This is a genomic window from Variovorax soli (genome assembly GCF_031454625.1).
Classification (GTDB): domain Bacteria; phylum Pseudomonadota; class Gammaproteobacteria; order Burkholderiales; family Burkholderiaceae_C; genus Variovorax; species Variovorax soli_A.
The window spans coordinates 506,164-525,640 of sequence record NZ_JAVDRF010000001.1 but is presented as its reverse complement, the minus strand read 5'-3'; the positions used below and the strand labels follow the sequence as shown (position 1 = coordinate 525,640).

Genomic DNA, 19,477 nt, shown 5'->3' with positions numbered 1-19,477 from the left:
CTTTCGTCAGCTCAGGTGCTTGCCCACGATACCGGCGATCTCGAACATCGTCACCTGGTCCTTGCCGAAAACCGGCTTGAGCTTGGCATCGGCATTGATGGCGCGCTTGTTGGCCGCGTCCTGCAGACCGTTTGCCTTGATATAGTCCCACAGCTTCTTGATGACCTCGGTGCGCGCCACAGGTTCCGCGCCGATCACCGCGGCCAGCGCATCGCTGGGCTTCAGGCCGGCCGCGGGCTTGCGCGCGGCCTTGGGCGCCGCCGCCTTCCTGGCCGCGGGCGCCTTCGCCTTGGCCGGTGAAGCGGCCTTTTTCGCCGCCGGGGCCGGCTTGCCAAAGCTCTTGCGTGCCGGGAACTTGCCCTCGCGCGGCTCGAACTCGAAGCTCACCTTGCCCTCCTCGGCATTCCAGGCCAGGAAAGCCTTGAAGGACCGGCGCGTGCGCATCGAAACGAACTTGTCCAGCAGATCGGTCTTGCCGGTGGCCAGCAGCTTTTCGATCTGTGCGCGCTCCACCGGCTGCTGCAGGATGATCTTGCCGGTCTTGAAGTCGCAGCTCGGCGTGGGCTGGGCCTCTGTGGGCACCGACTTCTCGCAGACGTAGTTGCTGGCGTTCTCGAAGACGCGCGCCCCGCACTTCGGGCAGGCGCCGAGCGGATGCTGGTCGCTGAAATCGACGATCTCGCCGGTCTCGCCGTTCTTGTCGTCGCCGAAGTCGAACTCCAGCTTCCAGTTCTTCGCTTCCTCGTCGTACTTGAGGATGATCTCCGACGTGAAGGGCCAGCCGGCCTTGGAGCGGAAGCCTTCCAACGGACCGATGTGCTTGTCGCGCAGCAGCTGCTCGGCCTCGGCCACCTCGAAGGTGCGGCCTGCCGGCGACTTGCCGAACGAGAAGCCGCAGCCTTCCTGGCCGGGCTTGCCGGTGCAGGCATAGCGGCGGTAGTTCTCTCTCACGACGCCGCCGCAGTTGGGGCAGGGCGTGGACAGCGTCGCGTAGTCGCCAGGCACCGTGTCGCGGTCGTATTCCTTGGCTTTCTTGACGATGTGCTCCGTCATCTCCGCGATCTCGCGCATGAAGGCGGCGCGGCTGAGCTTGCCATGCTCCATCTGCGCAAGCTTGTATTCCCACTCGCCGGTGAGCTCCGCCTTGGACAGCTCCTCCACGCCCAGGCCGCGCAGCAGCGTCATCAGCTGGAAGGCCTTGGCGGTGGGAATCAGCTCGCGGCCTTCGCGCAGGATGTACTTCTCGGCCAGCAGCCCTTCGATGATCGCGGCGCGCGTCGCCGGCGTACCCAGGCCTTTCTCCTGCATGGCTTCGCGCAGTTCGTCGTCGTCGATGGTCTTGCCGGCGCCCTCCATCGCGCCGAGCAGCGTCGCTTCGGAGTAGCGCGCCGGCGGGCGGGTCTTGAGTGCCTTGAGCTCGGCCGCCTCCACCTTCACGATCTCGCCGGGCTTGACGGGCACGAGGCGCTTGCCGTCCTTGTCGTCTTCCTTTTCATCGTCCTGGGCTTCCTTGCCGTAGATCGCGAGCCAGCCCGGCTTCACGAGCACCTTGCCGTCGGTGCGGAAGGGGTATTTCTTGCCGCCTTGCTCCACCGTGCTGATGCGGGTGGTGACCTGGTACTCGGCGCTCGGGAAGAACACGGAGAGAAAGCGCCGCACCACGAAGTCGTAGAGCTTCTGCTCGGCTTCCGACAGGCCGCTGGGCGCCTGCAGCGTGGGGATGATCGCAAAGTGATCGCTGACCTTGGCGTTGTCGAAGATGCGCTTCGACGGCTTCACGTAGTTGTCGTCCAGCGCCTGCCGGGCGAAGGGCGCGAGGTGCTTCATGCCGCTGTTGGCGAGCATGCCCATCGTCTGCTTGACGACCGGCAGGTAGTCCTCGGGCAGCGCGCGCGAGTCGGTGCGCGGGTACGTCAGCGCCTTGTGGCGCTCGTAGAGGCTTTGCGCCAGCGCCAGCGTGGTCTTGGCACTGTAGCCGAAGCGGCTGTTGGCCTCGCGCTGCAACGAGGTCAGGTCGAACAGCAGGGGCGAGGCCGTGGTGGTGGGCTTGCTTTCCTCGGTGACGCTGGCCGGCTTGCCGCGTGCGGCGTCGGCGATCTCGCGGGCTTCGCGTTCGTTCCAGACGCGATCGGCGCGCTGCTCGGGATCGGACTGGCCGTCCGGTCCCGGCGGAGGCTTTTTCCAGTTCGGATCGAACCACTTGCCGGGATAACTGCCCGCCTCGGCCAGGAAGCTGCCATGCACTTCCCAGTAGTCGCGGCTCACGAACTTGCGGATCTTCTCCTCGCGCTCGACCACCACCGACAGCGTCGGCGTCTGGACCCGCCCCACCGTGGTGAGGAAGAAGCCGCCGTCGCGCGAATTGAAGGCGGTCATGGCGCGGGTGCCGTTGATGCCGACCAGCCAGTCGGCCTCGGAGCGCGAGCGCGCCGCATCGGCCAGGCCCTTCATCTGCTGCTCGGTGCGCAGCTGCTCGAAACCCTCGCGGATCGCTTGCGGCGTCATCGACTGCAGCCAAAGGCGCCTGACCGGCTTGCCCAGCGGCGCCTTCCCGCCGGCGTACTGCTCGATCAGGCGGAAGATCAGCTCGCCCTCGCGGCCCGCGTCGCAGGCGTTGATCAGCTCGCCCACGTCTTTGCGCTTGGCCTGCTTCACGACGGCGTTGAGGCGCGTCTTGGTCTTGTCCACCGGCTTGAGGTCGAAACGCGGCGGGATCACCGGCAGGTTGGCAAAGCTCCACTTGCCGCGCTTGACGTCGAACTCCTCCGGCGCCTGGATCTCCACCAGGTGGCCGACTGCGCTGGTGACCACGTACTGCTCGTTCTCGAAGTGTTCCTCGTGCTTGTCGAACTTGCCGGCCACCGGCGTGAGCGCACGCACGATGTCCTGCGCCACCGACGGCTTCTCTGCAATTACCAAAGTCTTCATGAACAACTCATCCTTACAATCTGCGGCTTCTCGCGTGCGCACGCGCACGCGCATGCGTACATATTCAAAGTAACAGACTTCGGCGATGCCTTCCAAATCCCCCACAGGCGGCGGTCGCCGCATCCAGACGCGGCGCTCCGGCGTTCACGGCAACGGCGTGTTCGCCATCCAGGACATCGCCGAGGGTGAGACGCTGATCGAATACAAGGGCGAGCTCATCACCTGGAAGGAGGCGCTCAGGCGCCATCCGCACGATCCCGAGCAGCCCAATCACACCTTCTACTTCCACATCGATGACGGTCGCGTGATCGACGGCGGGGTGAAGGGCAACGCGGCGCGCTGGATCAATCACTCCTGCGAGCCCAACTGCGAGGCCGACGAGGAGAAGGGACGCGTCTTCATCAAGGCGCTGCGCAACATCGCCGCCGGCGAGGAGCTCAACTACGACTACGGCCTGATCATCGACGAGCCCTACACGAAGAAGCTCAAGGCCGATTTCCCCTGCTGGTGCGGTTCCGACCAATGCCGCGGCACCCTGCTCGCGCCCAAGGACGACAAGAAGAAGGACAAGAAAAAGAAAAAAGACAAGAAGGAAAAAAAGGCCAGGAAGAACGGCAAGCACTGACCATGGCCGCCCCCTGGTTCGAAGAGGAGATCGCCGCCGCCGTCGCCCCGCTGCTGCCGGGCCTGGCGGTCGAAGTCGTGGACGAGATCGACTCGACCAGCAGCGAGCTGATGCGGCGGGCCCGCGAAGGCCGTGCGCAGCCGGTGCTGTTGGCCGCCCGGCGGCAGACCGCCGGGCGCGGGCGTATGGGCCGGGCATGGCAAAGCGCGCAGGACGCGGGCGAGCCCGCCTCGCTCACCTTCTCGCTGGGCCTGCCGCTGCTGCCACGGGACTGGTCGGGGCTCTCGCTCGCGGTCGGCGTCAGCGTCGCGGAAAGCCTGGACCCCTCGAACGAGGTGCGCGTGGCACTCAAGTGGCCCAACGACCTGTGGGTCGAGGACCGCAAGGTCGGCGGCATCCTGATCGAGACCGCGCTGCCCCAGGACGGCACGGCCGAGCGCTACCTGGTGATCGGCATCGGCATCAACATCGGCGCGCGCGAGGACACGGGCATGAGCACCGCGCCGGCCTGGATCGCACAATGGCGCCCGGATGCCACCGCGCCCCGGCTGCTGCGCGAGATCGTGCCGCCGCTGGTGGCGCACGTGCTGCTGTTCGGCGATCGTGGCTTCGTGCCCTTCGCCGAGCGCTTCGCGCAACGGGACATCCTGCGCGGCCGGGAGGTGCAGCTCAGCGACGGCACCACCGGCCGCTGCGCCGGCGTCGGCTGGGGCGGCGAGCTGCTGGTGCAAACGCCCGCCGGTATGAAGACCATTACCAGTGCCGAGGTCAGCGTGCGGCCGACGCCGTCGAACGGATGATCATGCGGCTGCGCGTGCTCGTCGCTCTCCTCCTGCTGGCGAACCTGATCTACTTCGCCTGGGCCCGGGGCGGGCTCGCCATGTTCGGCACCGTGCCGGCGCGGCTCAGCCAAAGCGAGCCGGAGCGGCTCACGCAGCAGATCCGTCCGCAGCTGCTGCAGATCCGCAAGGACGAAGGCACCGGCCCCTCGAGCCCCGGTCCCAAGCCCTAGGTCTCTTCGCGCCCATTGGCGTCGAAACGCAGGCTGAAGCGTATGCCCGGCGGGTGCTGGCCCGGGTGCGCGTCCTCCAGCTCCACCGTCGCATGGTGCTGCCGCGCGATTTCGCGCACGATCGGAAGTCCCAGGCCCGAGCCGTCGGCCTCGTTGCCGAGCACGCGGTAGAAAGGCTCGAACACCAGCTCGCGTTCGTGTTCGGGGATGCCCGGGCCGTTGTCCTCCACTTGCAGCACGATGATGCGGCCGAAGGGGTCGCCCAGGACGCGCGCCGTGATGACGCCGGGGCGCCCCGGCATCGAGGGCGTGTAGTTGATTGCGTTGTCGACCAGGTTGCGCACCAGCTCCTTCAGCAAGGTGGCATTGCCTTCCAGCTGGACGCCCGGCGCGCCTGCTTCCGCCCCGTCGTAGCCCAGGTCGATGCGCTTCTCGATGGCGCGCGGCACGGCTTCGCGCACCACCTCGATGGTGAGCTTGGCGAGGTCGCAAGGCTGGCGCGCCACGGCTGCGCCGCTGCCCTCTGCGCGCGCGAGCGACAGCAGCTGGTTGACGGTGTGCGTGGCGCGCACGCTGGCGCGGCCGATCTGCTTGAGCGACTGCTTGAGCTCGTCGGCATTGGCGCCCTCGCGCTGCGCGAGGTCGGCCTGCATGCGCAGCCCGGCCAGCGGTGTCTTGAGCTGGTGCGCCGCGTCGGCGAGGAAGCGCTTCTGCGTGCCGATGGAGTCGTTGAGCTTGCTGAGCAGATCGTTGACCGAGAGCACCAGCGGCACCACCTCGAGCGGCACCAGGGATTCATCCAGCGGGCTGAGGTCCCCGGGCCGGCGCTCGCGGATACGGGCCTCGATCACCGACAACGGCTTGATGCCGCGCACCAGCGCCAGCCAGATCAGCAGCACGGCCAGGGGCAGGATCGCAAACTGCGGCAGCAGCACGCCCTTGATGATTTCGCCGGCGAGTACCGACTGCTTCTCGCGCGTCTCGGCCAGCTGCAGCAACGCCGGGGGCGACTCGGGTGTCGGGCCGGCGATCCACAGCGAGGCGACGCGCACCGGCTGGCCATGGAGATCGCCGGTGTGCAGGTAGACCACGCCCGGCGTGGGCACGTCGTCGGTGTTGGGTTGCGGCACGTCGCGATCGCCGGCGAGCAGTTGGCCATCGCCGTTCCGCAGTTGAAAGTAGATGTGGTCCGCATCGTGGGCGCGCAAGATCTCGTGCGCGGAGGGCGGCAGCACGAAGGGCTCGCGGCCCGGCGTGACGTCCACCACCTTCGCCAGCGCGCGTACGTTGTATTCGAGCGCGCGGTCGAAGGGCGCGTTGGCGATGCCCTGGGCCACCAGCCAGGTGACGCCGATGCTCACCGGCACCAGCAACAGGAGCGGCGTGAGCATCCAATCGAGGATCTCGCCGAAGAGGGAGCGCTGCGCGCGCTGGAAGAGCTTCACCGAGCGCTTTGGGAAAGAAGGCGGACGAAACGGATCAGGGAATCTTTTCGAGGCAGTAGCCGAGGCCGCGCACGGTCGCGATGTGGATCGGACCCTTCTCGATCTTCTTGCGCAGGCGGTGGATGTAGACCTCGATCGCGTTGAGGCTCACTTCCTCGCCCCATTCGCACAGGCGCTCGACCAGCTGGTCCTTGCTCACCAGCCTGCCGGCGCGCTGCAGCAGCACCTCGAGCAGACCCAGCTCGCGCGCCGACAGCTCGATCATCTTGCCGTCGATGGTCGCCACTCGCCCGGCTTGGTCGTAGACCAGCGGACCATGCTTGATGGAATTGCTGGTGCCACCCATGCCGCGCCGCGTGAGCGCGCGCACGCGCGCCTCGAGCTCCTGCAGCGAGAAGGGCTTGGCCATGTAGTCGTCGGCGCCGTAATCCAGGCCCTTGACGCGTTCCTCCACACTGTCGGCCGCGGTCAGCACCAGCACCGGCAGCTGCGAGCCCCGGGCGCGCAGGCGCTTGAGGATGTCGAGGCCATGCATGTTGGGCAGGCCCAGATCGAGGATCAGGAGGTCGAATTCGCTGTTGGTCATCAGCGCGGCGTCGGCTTGCGAGCCGGTGGCCACATGGTCCACCGCCGAGCCCGAGGTGCGCAGGCTGCGCAGCAGCGCGTCCGCCAGGACCTGGTCGTCTTCCGCAATCAGTATTCGCATGCCGCGTCTCCACACATGGCGGGCTTGCGCGGGCCGCCGGGCCGTCTCCCGTTCAGGATTCTAGGCGGCCACATAGGCTTCGAGCCCGATGGAAACCACGGTAGCGATCTCGTCGCCGACGCTGGCGCGGAACTCGCCCTCGGCCACCGCCACCGCCTTGCGGAAAGCCTCCAGCCAGGCGAGACCGTCGGCGGTGAACAGCACGCGCCGGGCGCGGGCATCGCGCGCATCGGGCGCGCGGGTCACCAGGCCCCAGGCTTCGCACTGGTCGACCAGCTTGCCCATGGCCTGCTTGGTCATGCCGGCGCGTTCGGCCAGTTCGGTCAGCCGCGAACCCTCGCGTGCCAGATGGCGCGTGATGTGGACGTGGGCAGCGCTGACCTGCGCACGCGCCGCGAGGTTGGACAGCGCGAGCGGTACGTCGGCGTCATGCGCCATCAGGGCCAGCACGCGCTCATCGAAGCGGCGCATGGCGTGGCCCAGCAAGCGGCCCAGGTGGGTCTGGCGCCAAGCGTCGGTATCGATCGGGAAATGGAGGTCGCTCATCAGACTTGATAGTAAGCCAAGCTGACCAAAAAACCTGCTTACTCACACGTATCAACCTCTACACTACTGTTCAAGCATCCAGGCTGTCATTAAACGCAGACAGGGATGAATCCCCCATAACCCATTGATCTTCAAGGAGATTTCCCCAATGGACGCAACCGTCAAGGGTGTCAGCATCGCCGGCGCCAACACTGAAAAAGCCAAAGCCCTGCAAGCCGCCCTGGCGCAGATCGAAAAGCAGTTCGGCAAGGGCACCATCATGCGGCTGGGCGAGGGCGAGGCGCTGGAGGACATCCAGGTGGTCTCCACCGGTTCGCTGGGCCTGGACATCGCTCTCGGCGTCGGCGGCCTGCCGCGCGGCCGCGTGATCGAGATCTACGGCCCTGAATCCTCCGGCAAGACCACGCTCACCCTGCAGGTCATCGCCCAGATGCAGCGCCAGGCCGGGACCTGCGCCTTCGTCGATGCCGAGCACGCGCTGGACGTGCAGTACGCGCAGAAGTTGGGCGTGAACCTGTCCGACCTGCTGATCAGCCAGCCCGACACCGGCGAGCAGGCCTTGGAGATCGTCGACTCGCTGGTGCGCTCGGGCGCCGTCGACCTGATCGTGGTCGACTCGGTGGCCGCGCTCACGCCCAAGGCCGAGATCGAGGGCGAGATGGGCGACTCGCTGCCCGGCCTGCAGGCGCGGCTCATGAGCCAGGCGCTGCGCAAGCTCACCGCCACGATCAAGAAGACCAATTGCATGGTCATCTTCATCAACCAGATCCGCATGAAGATCGGCGTGATGTTCGGCTCGCCCGAAACCACCACCGGCGGCAATGCGCTGAAGTTCTACGCCTCGGTGCGGCTGGACATCCGCCGCATCGGCACCATCAAGAAGGGCGACGAGGCGATTGGGAACGAGACCAAGGTCAAGGTGGTGAAGAACAAGGTCTCGCCGCCCTTCAAGACGGCCGAGTTCGACATCCTGTTCGGCGAGGGCATCAGCCGCGAGGGCGAGATCATCGACATGGGCGTGAACGCCAAGATCGTCGACAAGTCGGGCGCCTGGTACGCCTACAACGGCGAGAAGATCGGGCAAGGCCGCGACAACGCGCGCGAGTTCCTGCGCGAAAACCCGGCGCTCTCGCGCGAGATCGAGAACAAGGTGCGCGAGTCGCTGGGCATTCCGCTGCTGCCCGAGGACGCGGGCGAGGCTGCGTCCGGGTCCTGATCACCGGTGATGGCCTCCAGCGCTCCTTCCCTCAAAGGCCGCGCCCTGCGCCTGCTCGGACAGCGTGAACATTCCCGCAGCGAGCTCGAACGCAAGCTGGCCAGGTACGAGGAAGAGCCCGGCACGCTGGCGCGCGCGCTCGACGAGCTGGCCGCCAAGGACTTCATCAGCGAGGCGAGAGTGGTGCAGTCCGTACTGCACCGGCGCGCGGCCCGCCACGGCGCGGCGCGCGTGCGTCAGGAACTGCTGCACAAGGGCATTGCGCCCGAGACAGTGGCCGAGGCGATTGCCGGCTTGACGGGCAGCGAGCTCCAGCGGGCACGGGAGGTCTGGCAGCAGCGCTTCGGCGCACCGCCGCGGGATGCAGCCGAGCGCGCGAAGCAGGCGCGCTTCATGCTGGCGCGCGGCTTCGCCGCAGGTGTGGTGGCGAAGGTGCTGCGCGACGACTTCGACGATTGATCCCGCCTAGCCGTCGCCTCGGTCTCAGAGCCCCAGCATCAGTTCGAGGTTCTGCACCGCTGCGCCGCTGGCACCCTTGCCGAGGTTGTCCAGGCGGGCGATGACGACCGCATGACGGTGGTCCTCGTTCGGAAACACGCGGATCTCGAGATCGTTGGTGTCGTTGAGGGCCAAAGCGTCGAGCTTGCCGTCTTCGGTGGGCGGCAACACCTTCACGAATTGCTCGGGCGTGTTGCTCTTCGCATAGTGCGCCGCCAGCGCCTCCTGCAGGTCGCCGGCCTTGGGCTTGCCGGGCAGCTGGTCGAGATGCAGCGGCAACTGCACCAGCATGCCCTGCTTGAAGTTGCCCACCGAAGGGATGAACACGGGCCGGCGTGTCAGGCCGGTGTACTTCATGATCTCGGGGATGTGCTTGTGCTTGAGGCCCAAGGCATAGGTCTCGAACAACGGCGCCTCGCCCTTTTCGTAGGCCTCGATCATGGTGCGGCCGCCGCCCGAGTAGCCGCTGACGGAAGGCAGGGCGATGGCGTGATCGGCCGGCAGCAGGCCGGCGTCGACCAGCGGCCGGACGATGGCGATGGCGCCGGTCGCATAACAGCCCGGGTTGGCCACGCGCTCGGCCTTTGCCACCGCTTCCTTCTGGCCGGCCATCAGCTCGGGAAAACCGAATACCCAGCCGGCGGCCGTGCGGTGCGCCGTCGAGGCGTCGATGATCTTGGGGCGGCGGCCCTGGCCCTCGAGCTGGTCGATGAGTGCCACGGACTCGCGCGCTGCATCGTCGTGCAAACAGAGAACCACCAGGTCGACGCCCGCCATCAATTCGCGCTTGGCGGCCACATCCTTTCGCAGTTCGGGGGCGATGCTCACGAGTTCGATCTGCGGCATTTTCTGGAGCCGCTCGCGGATCTGGAGGCCGGTGGTGCCGGCTTCGCCGTCGATGAAGACCTTGGGCATGGTGGAAGCCTTGGGGAGGGGGCGGGCGTAAGAAGAAGTTACGTAGTCACCACAGCGGCAAGCCGCCGTTGATGCGGCGCACCATGATACAGTCGCCTGCTGTCCTTCGCCCGGCCAACCCATGCGCCGTGGCCCGAGGCCAACACCTAAATTCTCCCGTTTCCCCCAACCTCGTTCCCCGAGAGACCCTCATGAAGATTCACGAGTATCAAGGCAAGGAAATTCTTGCCAAGTTCGGTGTGCCTGTGCCGCGAGGCATTCCGGCATATACGGTTCAGGAGGCGGTCGAGGCCGCTCAGAAACTCGGCGGCCCCGTGTGGGTGGTCAAGGCCCAGATCCACGCGGGCGGCCGCGGCAAGGGCGGCGGCGTGAAGGTGGCCAAGAGCATCGACGACGTCAAGCGGCTCGCCGGCGAAATCCTCGGCATGCAGCTCAAGACACACCAGACCGGCCCCGAAGGCCAGAAGGTCCGTCGCCTCTACATCGAGGACGGCGCCGACATCCAGAAGGAATACTACGTCTCGGCCGTGACCGACCGCGCGACGCAGAAAGTGGCCTTCATCGCCTCGAGCGAGGGCGGCATGGACATCGAGGAAGTGGCGCATTCGTCGCCCGAGAAAATCATCACCGTCTTTGCCGACCCCAAGGACGGCCTGACCGATGCGCAGGCCCGGCAGATCGCCGACGGCATCGGCATCCCGGCCGACTCGACCGCGCAGGCCGTCGACGTCTTCAAGAAGCTCTACACCTGCTACATGGAGACCGACGCGTCTCTGGTGGAAATCAACCCCCTCAACCGCGACAGCAAGGGCAACATCGTTGCGCTGGACGCGAAGTTCAACTTCGACAGCAATGCGCTGTTCCGCCATCCCGAGATCGTGGCCCTGCGCGACCTCGATGAAGAGGACGCCGCCGAAGTCGAGGCCAGCAAGTTCGACCTGGCTTACATCAGCCTCGACGGCGACATCGGCTGCCTGGTGAACGGCGCCGGCCTCGCGATGGCCACCATGGACACCATCAAGCTGTTCGGCGGCGAGCCGGCCAACTTCCTCGACGTGGGCGGCGGCGCCACCCCCGAGAAGGTCACCGAGGCCTTCAAGATCATGCTGAAGAACAAGAACGTGAAGGCCATCCTGGTCAACATCTTCGGCGGCATCATGAAGTGCGACACCATCGCCACCGGCGTGATTGCCGCCTGCAAGGCGGTGAACCTGCAGGTGCCGCTGGTGGTGCGCATGAAGGGCACCAATGAAGCCGAAGGCAAGAAGCTGCTGGCCGAGTCCGGCCTCCCCATCATCAGTGCAGACACCATGGCGGAAGCGGCCCAGAAGGTCGTTGCAGCGGTCAAAGCCTAAGGAACAACGTCATGTCGATCTACATCAACAAAGACACCAAAGTCATCACCCAGGGCATCACCGGCAAGACCGGCCAGTTCCACACGGAGAAGTGCCAGGAATACGCGAACGGCAAGAACTGCTTCGTGGCCGGCGTGAATCCGAAGAAGGCCGGCGAGTCGATCTTCAACATTCCGATCTTCGGCTCGGTGAAGGAAGCCGCCACGCAGACCGGCGCCACCGTCTCGGTGATCTACGTGCCGCCGGCCGGCGCCGCCGCCGCCATCTGGGAAGCCGTCGAGGCCGATCTGGACATGACCATCTGCATCACCGAAGGCATCCCCGTGCGGGACATGCTCGAGGTGCGCAACAAGATGAAGGCCAAGGTCGCCGCGGGCGGCAAGGAAACGCTGCTGCTCGGCCCGAACTGCCCCGGCCTGATCACACCCGACGAGATCAAGATCGGCATCATGCCCGGCCACATCCACCGCAAAGGCCGCATCGGCGTGGTCAGCCGCTCCGGCACGCTGACCTATGAAGCCGTGGCGCAGCTCACCGAAATCGGCCTGGGCCAATCGAGCGCCGTGGGCATCGGCGGCGACCCGATCAACGGCCTGAAGCACATCGATGTGATGAAGGCCTTCAACGACGATCCCGACACCGACGCCGTGATCATGATCGGCGAGATCGGCGGCCCCGACGAGGCCGATGCCGCGCGCTGGTGCAAGGAGCACATGAAGAAGCCGGTGGTCGGCTTCATTGCCGGCGTGACCGCACCCCCGGGTAAGCGCATGGGCCATGCGGGCGCCCTGATCTCGGGCGGCGCAGACACAGCGGAAGCCAAGCTCGCGATCATGGAAGAATCCGGCTTCAAGATCACTCGCAACTTCTCGGAGCTCGGCAAGCTTCTTAAGGCGCAGATCTAGAAGCGCCGCCCTCCCCGCCACACCAGAAGAAAAGCGCTCGCAATTCACGTTGCGGGCGCTTTTTCAATACATAACAGTGGAAAAGAGACATGGATTATTTGCAAACTGCAGACTTCTGGATTGGGCTCGTCAAGATTGTCTGGATCAACATCATTCTTTCCGGGGACAACGCGGTGGTGATCGCGATGGCCGCACGCTCGCTGCCGGCGGCGCAGCAAAAGAAGGCCGTGATCTTCGGCTCGGGCGCTGCCGTGGTGCTGCGGATCTTGCTGACCGTGGTCGCCGCCAAGCTGCTGGCCCTGCCCTACCTGCAGATCCTCGGCGGCGCGCTGCTGCTGTGGATCGGCGTGCAGTTGCTGGGGGACGAGGATGAGGACAACGGCGAGGAAAAGCAGTACGGCAGCATGCTCGCCGCGGTGCGGACCATCCTGCTGGCCGACCTGGTGATGAGCCTGGACAACGTGATCGCCGTCGCCGCCGCGGCGCAGGGCAGCATGGTGCTGCTGATCCTGGGCCTGGCCATCAGCATCCCGTTGGTGATCTTCGGCAGTACCCTCATGATCAAGCTCATGGAGCGCTTCCCCATCATCATCATGCTCGGCGCCGCCCTGATCGGCTGGGTCGGCGGCGAGACCATCGTGAGCGACGTCGCTCTGCGCGGCGCGCTCGCGGCCAACCCCTGGCTGCACTACGCCGGCGCGGCCGCGGGTGCCGTCTTCGTCGTGGCCTTTGGCAAGTGGCAGCAGCGGCGCGCGGCCTCGGCCATGCCATGATCGCGCCCCCTCCACCCCCAATTTGACTCATTCATGGCGAACCTAGGCGAACCCGTTTCCCCCGACACCGGGTCGCTCACCTGGGATTTCGCCGCGCTCACCGACCCCGGCCGAGTGCGCGCCAACAACGAGGACACGATCGCCTTCGACGCCGCGCTGGGCCTGGTGTTGCTGGCCGACGGCATGGGCGGCTACAACGGTGGCGAGGTGGCCAGCGGCATGGCCGTCGCGTTGCTGCAGGCCTCCTTCGGCCGCTGGCTCGCCCACGCCGGTCCGAGCGCCAACCCGCGGGCTATCAAGCGTGCGCTGCAAGCCGGGACGGACGAGGCCAATGCCGCGATCCTCGAAGCCGGCGTGGCCAATCTGCAACTCCAGGGCATGGGCACCACGCTTGTCTTGGCCGCCTTCGCCCCCCGCCGCGCGATCGTGGGCCACATCGGCGACTCCCGCTGCTACCGCCTGCGCGACGACAAGCTGGAGCTGCTCACCCGCGACCATTCCCTGCTGCAGGAGCAGCTCGACGCCGGCGCCATCACGCCCGAACAGGCGAGCCTGTCGCCGCACCGGAACCTAGTGACGCGGGCGCTCGGGATCGAACGCCACGTCGAGCTCGAAATGCACGAGCACAACGTGAAAGCCGGGGACGTTTTCCTGCTATGTTCGGACGGACTCAGCGAGATGGTGCCCGATGGGCAGCTTTTCACGATTTTGTTACAAGAGACGGACCTGTCGGAAAAAGCAGCACTTCTGGTTGCGGCCGCGAACGAGAATGGCGGCAAGGACAACATCTCGGTTGTTCTGGCCAGGGCCGGTTCGAGCGACGCGGCGCAGGCATCCGGTTAGCCGGGCTCGGCAAGCATTCACTGCAGGTGACCGCCGTGATACAACAAATGAGATCCAGGAGTCGGCCATGCCGAAAATGATCGTTTCGATCGACGGTGTCGTCATCAAGGAAGTGACGCTTGCCAAGGACCGCACCACCCTGGGACGGCGACCTTACAACGACATCGTGATCGACAACCTGGCAATCAGCGGCGAGCACGCGGTGCTGCACATGATCGGCGGCGACGTCTACCTGGAAGACCTCAACAGCACCAACGGCACCTACGTCAACGGACGTGCCGTCAAAAAGCAGGCGCTCGAGCACAACGACGTCATCGAGGTCGGCAAATACAAGATCCGCTATGTGGTGGGCGGCGGCGCGACCGAGGGCGCCGGGCATGCCCTCTCCATCCTCGCTGCTTCCTCGGAGCCGATCCCTCTTTCTTCCGCGCCGACCGTCCACACGCCGCTGGGCGGCTCCACGGGCGTGGCCGTCATTCGCGTGCTCTCGGGCAGCGGTGCCGGCCGCGAGCTCTCGCTGCAGAAGGTCGTCACCACCATCGGCAAGCCCGGGGTCGCCGTGGCGGCGGTCACGCGACGCCTGCACGGCTATGTGGTGGCGCCCATCGATGGCGGCACGGCCCTCAATGGCGAGCCCCTGGGCAACGAGGCCGTCGCCCTGCAGGATGGGGACGTGCTCGAGCTCGGCGGCACCCGGATGCAATTCGTCGCCAACTGAGCGCTTTGACCGGCGGGGGCTGCAACGGGCCGGCAGGGCAAGTTACATCCTCAGGGCGCATGGGTGATTCGGCGGAGGGGTCGCACAACTCGCTTGTGCGCTGGACTCGTACACTGGCGCTACCGCGCGCAGGTTTGGCACCAAGCGCAGACCTGCTGCCTCCGCTGCTGGCCATCGATGCCAAAAAAGTCCTTTACCAGCTGTGTGCCGAGCGTTTAGCCTCGCTGGCGTTGCAGCCCAAGGACTCCGACTGGGACGGCGCAACCCGGTTCGACAGTAAATAGCAAATAAGGGCTTCCGCAAATGCAGGTGCGCGTGTTGGGGTGCTCGGGCGCCATTGCCAAGGACTGCCGCACGACCTCGTTCCTGGTCGACAGCGATCTGCTGGTCGACGCCGGCACGGGCGTGGGTGACCTCAGTCTCGACGAGATGGGCGGCATCGACGACGTGGTCCTCACCCATTCCCACCTCGATCATGTGGCCGCCCTGCCGCTGATGCTGGATGCCGTGGCCAGTCGCCGCCACAAGCCCCTGCGCGTGCACGCCTTGCGCGCCACCATCGAGGCGCTGCGGGCCCACGTGTTCAACAACGTCATCTGGCCGGACTTTTCGAGCATTCCGAGCCTGGAGGCGCCGTTCGTGAGCTTCCACGACATCGTGATCGGGCAGGAGCTGCAGCTCGGCACGAAGGCGCCCAAGAACATCGAGGTGCTCCCGGCCGTCCACACCGTGCCCGCCTGCGGTTATGCCGTGCGCTGCGCCAAGGGCGGCTCGCATTGGGTCTTCAGCGGGGATACCGAGCGGAATCCCGCGTTCTGGCAGCGGGTGAATCAGCTGGATGTGGCGATGCTGGTGATCGAGACAGCCTTCAGCAATCGCGAGCAGGCGCTGGCGCGACGCAGTCTGCACCTGTCACCGGCCACCCTGGCGGATGAGCTGGCGCATATCGCGGCCGGCAAGGACTATCCGATCTACATCACGCACACCAAGCCAGCGGAGACCGGCGAGATCATGAGCCAGATCGCCGCACTGGCGGATGGCTCGCAGATGCACGGTGGGGGCCGGGGCTGGGATATTCGGTGGCTGGAGGCGGCGGGAGTGCTGCAGGTATGACTTGGAGCGCCGCGGAGATGACAAATTTTGTCAGGACCCTTGGCCCCGCCGCAACAAGATGTGTCACTCCCTGTAACGGGCCGGCAAGTCATTAAGCCGTTTTACTGCGTTGCTGCCTCTGCACAGCGGTGGCACAGATGCTGCGGAAGGTTGAACGCACCGGGGGCCTTCCTCGGGCCCTCAACCAACCAGGAGTTTCTTGAATGAACCGTCGTTCCATCGCACGCAACGTGCAGAAGGGTTTCACCCTTATCGAATTGATGATCGTTGTGGCGATCATTGGTATTTTGGCGGCTGTGGCGCTGCCGGCGTATCAGGATTACACGACCCGCGCCAAAATTTCCGAAGCGCTTGTCATGGGCGCTCCGGCTAAGCTGGCTGTCGCTGAAACGACTTCGTCGCTGGGTGCGCTTGGCTCGGTGACGGCATCCAGCACGGGCTACCAATTCCCTGGCCCCACGAAATACGTCTCGAACATAACCATTACGGATACCACCGGGATAGTGACTATTACGTCAACTGTGCCCAACGCCACCGGCGATATTCTCCTGACCCCGGTGGCCGTCGGTTCCAACACTGGCCAACTGAAATGGACGTGCTCGTCGTCCGCGATTTCTGCGAAGTACCTCCCGTCCGAGTGCCGCCCCACTTGAGCGTGGACTAACGATAGAAGCGGCCCTGGAGGCCGCTTTTTTGTTCTCACTTCCCTATATGACGCATCGAAATTTCGCAGAAGGCGTTTTGGCGTGGATGATTCCCGCGTTCGCCGTAGTCGCGTTTTCCGGCGTCATCACCTTTCTTAGGATCGCAGACCCTTACGATTTCTACCGAAAGGCGCAGATCATCTGCCTGTCGATTCTGATTGCCTTTTCCGCACCTCGCCTGCCCATGGTCATTCATGGCGAACGGCGGTCCGGCCTCTGGGCCGGGGCAATTTTGCTAGCTCTTCTTGCGATTTGTCTGCACGGCGGGGGGTGGTCGCCGTTTTCCATCGCCGACGCCACGCTGTATGGCATGCTGTTTCTAGGGGTGCTCTCTTATGCGAGGCTCTTCCAACGCGACCCGCAAAGCCAGGATCGAAGTGCGCTGATCCTGGCCCTGGCCCCGCTGCTCAATGTCTGGCTGATGTTCCTGAGCACCATCGATCTTTTCATAAGCGGCACATGGAACGACTGGCAATTAGTGTTCTCGACAATCCGCGAATTCGACGACGCCTTGCTTCCATGCCTGTTCCTGCTTTGGCATCGGCCGGGTGGGTTGGCGCGAGCGCGCATCATTCCGCTAGTTTGGCTGCTTTCGACGCTTTATCTACTGGCACTCTGGCAGGACGGCGCCCGTTCGGTACTGCTGTCCGCGATCGGCGCGCTGCTGCTGCTGGGGGTCCTTCGAAGGGATGCTGCCATGCTTCGTCTGCCGGTCTCGTCGCTTGCGGTCGCTGGGGCGTTGTTCTATGCAATGCGATGGCTCTTCGACTCCGACCATACGACCAGGACCGTGTTTCGCCTAACCACTTCGTACCGAAGCAATTTGTGGGACGGCGCCGTGGAATCCTGGATCCGATCGCCATTGATGGGAATAGGGGGCGATCAGTTTGGCCGGCACGATGGCCTGGTAATCGCGATGCACCCCCACAATATCGCACTGCAATGGATTGGGGAGTACGGCCTGTTGGGCACAGGTGTCGTGGTTCTCGTTGGCGTGTTTGTCTACCGATTAGTCCGCGGGCATCGCCGGGTTCCGCCGTTTTGCCTTGGCGCCCTAATAGCTTGTGTTATGAACAGTCTGTTATCGGGTGCCTTTATATATCCCTTGAGTCAACTTCTGATCATTTGGACGGCTGGATGGGCGCTGGCACGTTACCGGAAACACTCGACCAGTGCGGCCGCAGCAGCGGCTGCTCCAGGCGAGAATGTGGCTACGCGGGCACCGATCATGCTGGTATCCGCGGCGCTGCTGACTGGCATGTGGGCTGTGCATGGTGGCGATGTGCTTTCGCGCGCATCATCCAATGATTCGGGCAGCACGTCCCCACCACGCTTCTGGCAGCGCGGTGCCGTCCTTCATCTCGACAGAGTTGATGCCAGGCAGTAGCTGCGCTTGACCACGAACAAACTGTCTTGCCTTATGTCGAATCCATCCCAGACTTTGGTGAGAATCCCGGCGGTAGACGCGCGCTCGACTCGCAATCCATCAATGGGCGTGAACTGGTTGCTGCTGGCCTTTTGCTTTGCCCTGCCTTGGTTGATTCCCGTGCATTCCGATCCGTGGCCCACGCTCTATAGCGAGGTCACTGCAGGTTTGGCGGTGCTGCCGCTTGCGCTGTGGGTGGTGATGCGGCGTAGGCGAATGGATTTCGACCTGCTCGCTGGAGGCTTCGCTGTCGCTGCGCTTATTCCCCTTTTTCAGGCCGCTGGCGGCATGTTCGCGTTTCCTGCCGAGGCGCCTCTGGTCAGCGTGTATCTCCTCGGCTGTGCCGCATCGGTTGCGATCGCGAGGTCGTGTGAAGTTCTGGCCCCGGGCCGCCTGCCGGATGCTCTGTTTGCCGGCCTGGTCATTGCCGCCTTCACCTCCACTGCACTCGCGCTGGCGCAATGGCTCCTGCTCGACTGGGGCCCGTTGATGGCGCCCATTTCGACAGGCAACCGTCCGATGGCCAATGTAGGCCAAGCCAATGAGCTGAGCACTCTGGTGCTGTGGGGGCTTATCGGCGTATGGTGGGGCTACATCCGTCAGCGCATCGGCGGACGGGTTGCCGTCTGCGCCGCAGCCACCTTGTTGGTCGGAGTCGCGAGCACACAGTCCCGCATGGGCTGGACCGGCGTTGCGTTCCTGCTTGCCGTCGCATGGGTCTTTCCATCTTTGTTGGGGGTCAAGAAGCATAGGCGGGCACTCGTCGGGCTTGGGCTCTGGTTTGCAGTGCTGGGGCTCGGTTGGACATTCGCAACCGAACTCATCGGCGCGGGCGCAGCCGATAGTCTGGCTTCGCGTCTGAGGTCGGGGCTCCGACCGGAGATTTGGTCCATGATGGTCGATGGCATACGGCATCGACCATGGCTGGGCTACGGCTGGAACCAGGGACGATTGGTCCAAGTCGACGAACTGCCCCAGTATGCCGATTTAGGAATGGGTATCCAACACGCCCACAGCGTCTTGCTCGACTTGATGGTGTGGAATGGAGTGCCTCTCGGCCTGTCCATCGCCGGACTACTAGGCCTTTGGTTGTGGTGGCAGGCGCGGCGCGCCGCCCACGCAGAGCAGATCGTGATCCTCCTGGCCATCGGCATATTCACAATGCACAGCTTGGTCGAGCTTCCGCATTGCAAAGCGTTCTTCCTGATTCCGGTCGCGCTGATGATGGGTGTCCTGAACGCGCGCTCGGCCCTCGTTGCGCCCGTCCGCTTGCCACGCGTCATATCAGTGGTTCTCGTAATTGTGCTCGGCTGCGTCCTGCTTCTTATATGGAAGGACTACCGTGCCATCGAACTGGATCTGCAATCCCAGCGCTTGCGAGCCGCAAATATCGGTGTTCGACCGCCTCCTCCGCCGCCTGACATTCATATCTTGAACGGCCTGCAGGCCGCGCTAGTTAATCTCCGAATCGCGCCGCGCGAGGGCATGCCGGCGACCGAAATCGAGCGCCTGCGCGTGACGGCAAAGCGCTATCCTATTGAGACCGCGCTCTTGCGATATGCCAAGGCCGCCACGCTCAATGGGCAACCCCTCGCTGCACAGGAAGCGCTGTGGCATTCGTGCCTGCTCTTCTCGGCGGCCTACTGCGACAAGCTACGAGTCGCTTGGGGCGAATTCTTGAGCGAACATCCGGGCGTCAAGCCGGTACCGTTTCCCCGTCTTGATCTCGCACTCCACTGACCGCAAAGC

Annotated in this window: 19 protein-coding genes; 14 read left to right on the top strand and 5 right to left on the bottom strand. The window is 64.9% G+C overall.

What is annotated here, in order from left to right; all coding sequences use genetic code 11:
* Positions 1-6 precede the first annotated feature (6 nt).
* Positions 7-2,928, bottom strand: a complete 2,922-nt coding sequence (locus J2739_RS02560) for a DNA topoisomerase III (protein WP_309898202.1) — start codon at positions 2,926-2,928, stop codon at positions 7-9.
* An 85-nt stretch (positions 2,929-3,013) separates the two neighbouring features.
* Here J2739_RS02560 and J2739_RS02555 point away from each other — a divergent pair, with 85 nt between their 5' ends.
* Genes J2739_RS02555 through J2739_RS02545 form a run of 3 tightly spaced genes read left to right on the top strand, consistent with a single transcriptional unit; the run spans position 3,014 to position 4,565 of the window.
* Positions 3,014-3,553, top strand: a complete 540-nt coding sequence (locus J2739_RS02555) for an SET domain-containing protein (RefSeq protein WP_309898200.1) — start codon at positions 3,014-3,016, stop codon at positions 3,551-3,553.
* Positions 3,554-3,555: 2 nt separating this feature from the next.
* A complete protein-coding gene (locus tag J2739_RS02550) occupies positions 3,556-4,353 on the top strand; it encodes a biotin--[acetyl-CoA-carboxylase] ligase (protein WP_309898198.1) in 798 nt (265 codons plus the stop codon).
* A gap of 2 nt (positions 4,354-4,355) precedes the next feature.
* Complete coding sequence (locus J2739_RS02545; protein ID WP_309898196.1) at positions 4,356-4,565, top strand: sporulation protein; 210 nt, start codon at positions 4,356-4,358, stop codon at positions 4,563-4,565.
* On the opposite strand, the gene J2739_RS02540 is transcribed toward J2739_RS02545, so the two are convergent.
* The 3 genes from J2739_RS02540 to J2739_RS02530 are packed head-to-tail and all read right to left on the bottom strand — an operon-like array spanning position 4,562 to position 7,262.
* On the bottom strand, positions 4,562-6,010 hold the full coding sequence (locus tag J2739_RS02540; protein WP_309898194.1) for a sensor histidine kinase N-terminal domain-containing protein: 1,449 nt from the start codon (positions 6,008-6,010) through the stop codon (positions 4,562-4,564). The two genes, J2739_RS02545 and J2739_RS02540, sit on opposite strands and share 4 nt — an antisense overlap.
* Before the next feature lie 34 nt (positions 6,011-6,044).
* Complete coding sequence (locus J2739_RS02535; protein ID WP_309898192.1) at positions 6,045-6,716, bottom strand: response regulator; 672 nt, start codon at positions 6,714-6,716, stop codon at positions 6,045-6,047.
* A 60-nt stretch (positions 6,717-6,776) separates the two neighbouring features.
* Positions 6,777-7,262, bottom strand: coding sequence for a MarR family winged helix-turn-helix transcriptional regulator (locus tag J2739_RS02530; protein WP_309898191.1), 486 nt, complete (start codon positions 7,260-7,262; stop codon positions 6,777-6,779).
* A 148-nt stretch (positions 7,263-7,410) separates the two neighbouring features.
* On the opposite strand from J2739_RS02530, the gene recA reads away from it, so the two are divergent.
* Positions 7,411-8,478: a recombinase RecA gene (recA, locus tag J2739_RS02525; protein ID WP_309898189.1), complete on the top strand. Its 1,068-nt coding sequence runs from the start codon at positions 7,411-7,413 to the stop codon at positions 8,476-8,478.
* Positions 8,479-8,487: 9 nt separating this feature from the next.
* Positions 8,488-8,937, top strand: coding sequence for a recombination regulator RecX (gene recX / locus J2739_RS02520; protein ID WP_309898186.1), 450 nt, complete (start codon positions 8,488-8,490; stop codon positions 8,935-8,937).
* 24 nt (positions 8,938-8,961) lie between these two features.
* Here recX and argC read toward each other — a convergent pair whose 3' ends face one another.
* Positions 8,962-9,891 (bottom strand): N-acetyl-gamma-glutamyl-phosphate reductase, encoded by a 930-nt coding sequence (gene argC, locus J2739_RS02515; protein WP_309898185.1) that lies wholly within the window; start codon positions 9,889-9,891, stop codon positions 8,962-8,964.
* A gap of 191 nt (positions 9,892-10,082) precedes the next feature.
* Between argC and sucC the strand changes: the two genes are divergently transcribed.
* The 9 genes from sucC (at position 10,083) to J2739_RS02470 (ending at position 19,468) form a co-directional block, all read left to right on the top strand.
* Positions 10,083-11,246 (top strand): ADP-forming succinate--CoA ligase subunit beta, encoded by a 1,164-nt coding sequence (gene sucC / locus J2739_RS02510; protein WP_309898183.1) that lies wholly within the window; start codon positions 10,083-10,085, stop codon positions 11,244-11,246.
* Between the two features lie 11 nt (positions 11,247-11,257).
* Positions 11,258-12,151: a succinate--CoA ligase subunit alpha gene (gene sucD, locus J2739_RS02505; protein WP_309898180.1), complete on the top strand. Its 894-nt coding sequence runs from the start codon at positions 11,258-11,260 to the stop codon at positions 12,149-12,151.
* 89 nt (positions 12,152-12,240) lie between these two features.
* Positions 12,241-12,924, top strand: coding sequence for a TerC family protein (locus J2739_RS02500; RefSeq protein ID WP_309898178.1), 684 nt, complete (start codon positions 12,241-12,243; stop codon positions 12,922-12,924).
* A 33-nt stretch (positions 12,925-12,957) separates the two neighbouring features.
* Complete coding sequence (locus J2739_RS02495) at positions 12,958-13,767, top strand: Stp1/IreP family PP2C-type Ser/Thr phosphatase (protein WP_309898176.1); 810 nt, start codon at positions 12,958-12,960, stop codon at positions 13,765-13,767.
* Positions 13,768-13,834: 67 nt separating this feature from the next.
* The gene (locus tag J2739_RS02490) at positions 13,835-14,485 is read left to right on the top strand and encodes an FHA domain-containing protein (protein WP_309898174.1); all 651 of its coding nucleotides are present in this window, start codon (positions 13,835-13,837) and stop codon (positions 14,483-14,485) included.
* A gap of 303 nt (positions 14,486-14,788) precedes the next feature.
* Entirely contained in the window at positions 14,789-15,598 is an 810-nt protein-coding gene (locus tag J2739_RS02485) for an MBL fold metallo-hydrolase (protein ID WP_309898172.1), read from the top strand.
* 203 nt (positions 15,599-15,801) lie between these two features.
* Positions 15,802-16,251 (top strand): pilin, encoded by a 450-nt coding sequence (locus tag J2739_RS02480; RefSeq protein ID WP_309898170.1) that lies wholly within the window; start codon positions 15,802-15,804, stop codon positions 16,249-16,251.
* Between the two features lie 40 nt (positions 16,252-16,291).
* The gene (locus J2739_RS02475; protein ID WP_309898168.1) at positions 16,292-17,689 is read left to right on the top strand and encodes an O-antigen ligase family protein; all 1,398 of its coding nucleotides are present in this window, start codon (positions 16,292-16,294) and stop codon (positions 17,687-17,689) included.
* Positions 17,690-17,695: 6 nt separating this feature from the next.
* Positions 17,696-19,468 (top strand): PglL family O-oligosaccharyltransferase, encoded by a 1,773-nt coding sequence (locus J2739_RS02470; protein ID WP_309898166.1) that lies wholly within the window; start codon positions 17,696-17,698, stop codon positions 19,466-19,468.
* Positions 19,469-19,477 lie beyond the last annotated feature (9 nt).

Bases quoted from the DNA above. Each gene is read 5' to 3' on its own strand.
- sucC (WP_309898183.1), top strand. From the start codon at position 10,083: ATGAAGATTCACGAGTATCAAGGCAAGGAAATTCTTGCCAAGTTCGGT.
- J2739_RS02495 (WP_309898176.1), top strand. From the start codon at position 12,958: ATGGCGAACCTAGGCGAACCCGTTTCCCCCGACACCGGGTCGCTCACC.
- J2739_RS02555 (WP_309898200.1), top strand. From the start codon at position 3,014: ATGCCTTCCAAATCCCCCACAGGCGGCGGTCGCCGCATCCAGACGCGG.
- J2739_RS02490 (WP_309898174.1), top strand. From the start codon at position 13,835: ATGCCGAAAATGATCGTTTCGATCGACGGTGTCGTCATCAAGGAAGTG.
- argC (WP_309898185.1), bottom strand. From the start codon at position 9,891: ATGCCCAAGGTCTTCATCGACGGCGAAGCCGGCACCACCGGCCTCCAG.
- J2739_RS02535 (WP_309898192.1), bottom strand. From the start codon at position 6,716: ATGCGAATACTGATTGCGGAAGACGACCAGGTCCTGGCGGACGCGCTG.
- J2739_RS02550 (WP_309898198.1), top strand. From the start codon at position 3,556: ATGGCCGCCCCCTGGTTCGAAGAGGAGATCGCCGCCGCCGTCGCCCCG.
- sucD (WP_309898180.1), top strand. From the start codon at position 11,258: ATGTCGATCTACATCAACAAAGACACCAAAGTCATCACCCAGGGCATC.
- J2739_RS02480 (WP_309898170.1), top strand. From the start codon at position 15,802: ATGAACCGTCGTTCCATCGCACGCAACGTGCAGAAGGGTTTCACCCTT.
- recX (WP_309898186.1), top strand. From the start codon at position 8,488: ATGGCCTCCAGCGCTCCTTCCCTCAAAGGCCGCGCCCTGCGCCTGCTC.
- J2739_RS02560 (WP_309898202.1), bottom strand. From the start codon at position 2,928: ATGAAGACTTTGGTAATTGCAGAGAAGCCGTCGGTGGCGCAGGACATC.
- recA (WP_309898189.1), top strand. From the start codon at position 7,411: ATGGACGCAACCGTCAAGGGTGTCAGCATCGCCGGCGCCAACACTGAA.
- J2739_RS02545 (WP_309898196.1), top strand. From the start codon at position 4,356: ATGCGGCTGCGCGTGCTCGTCGCTCTCCTCCTGCTGGCGAACCTGATC.
- J2739_RS02530 (WP_309898191.1), bottom strand. From the start codon at position 7,262: ATGAGCGACCTCCATTTCCCGATCGATACCGACGCTTGGCGCCAGACC.
- J2739_RS02485 (WP_309898172.1), top strand. From the start codon at position 14,789: ATGCAGGTGCGCGTGTTGGGGTGCTCGGGCGCCATTGCCAAGGACTGC.
- J2739_RS02500 (WP_309898178.1), top strand. From the start codon at position 12,241: ATGGATTATTTGCAAACTGCAGACTTCTGGATTGGGCTCGTCAAGATT.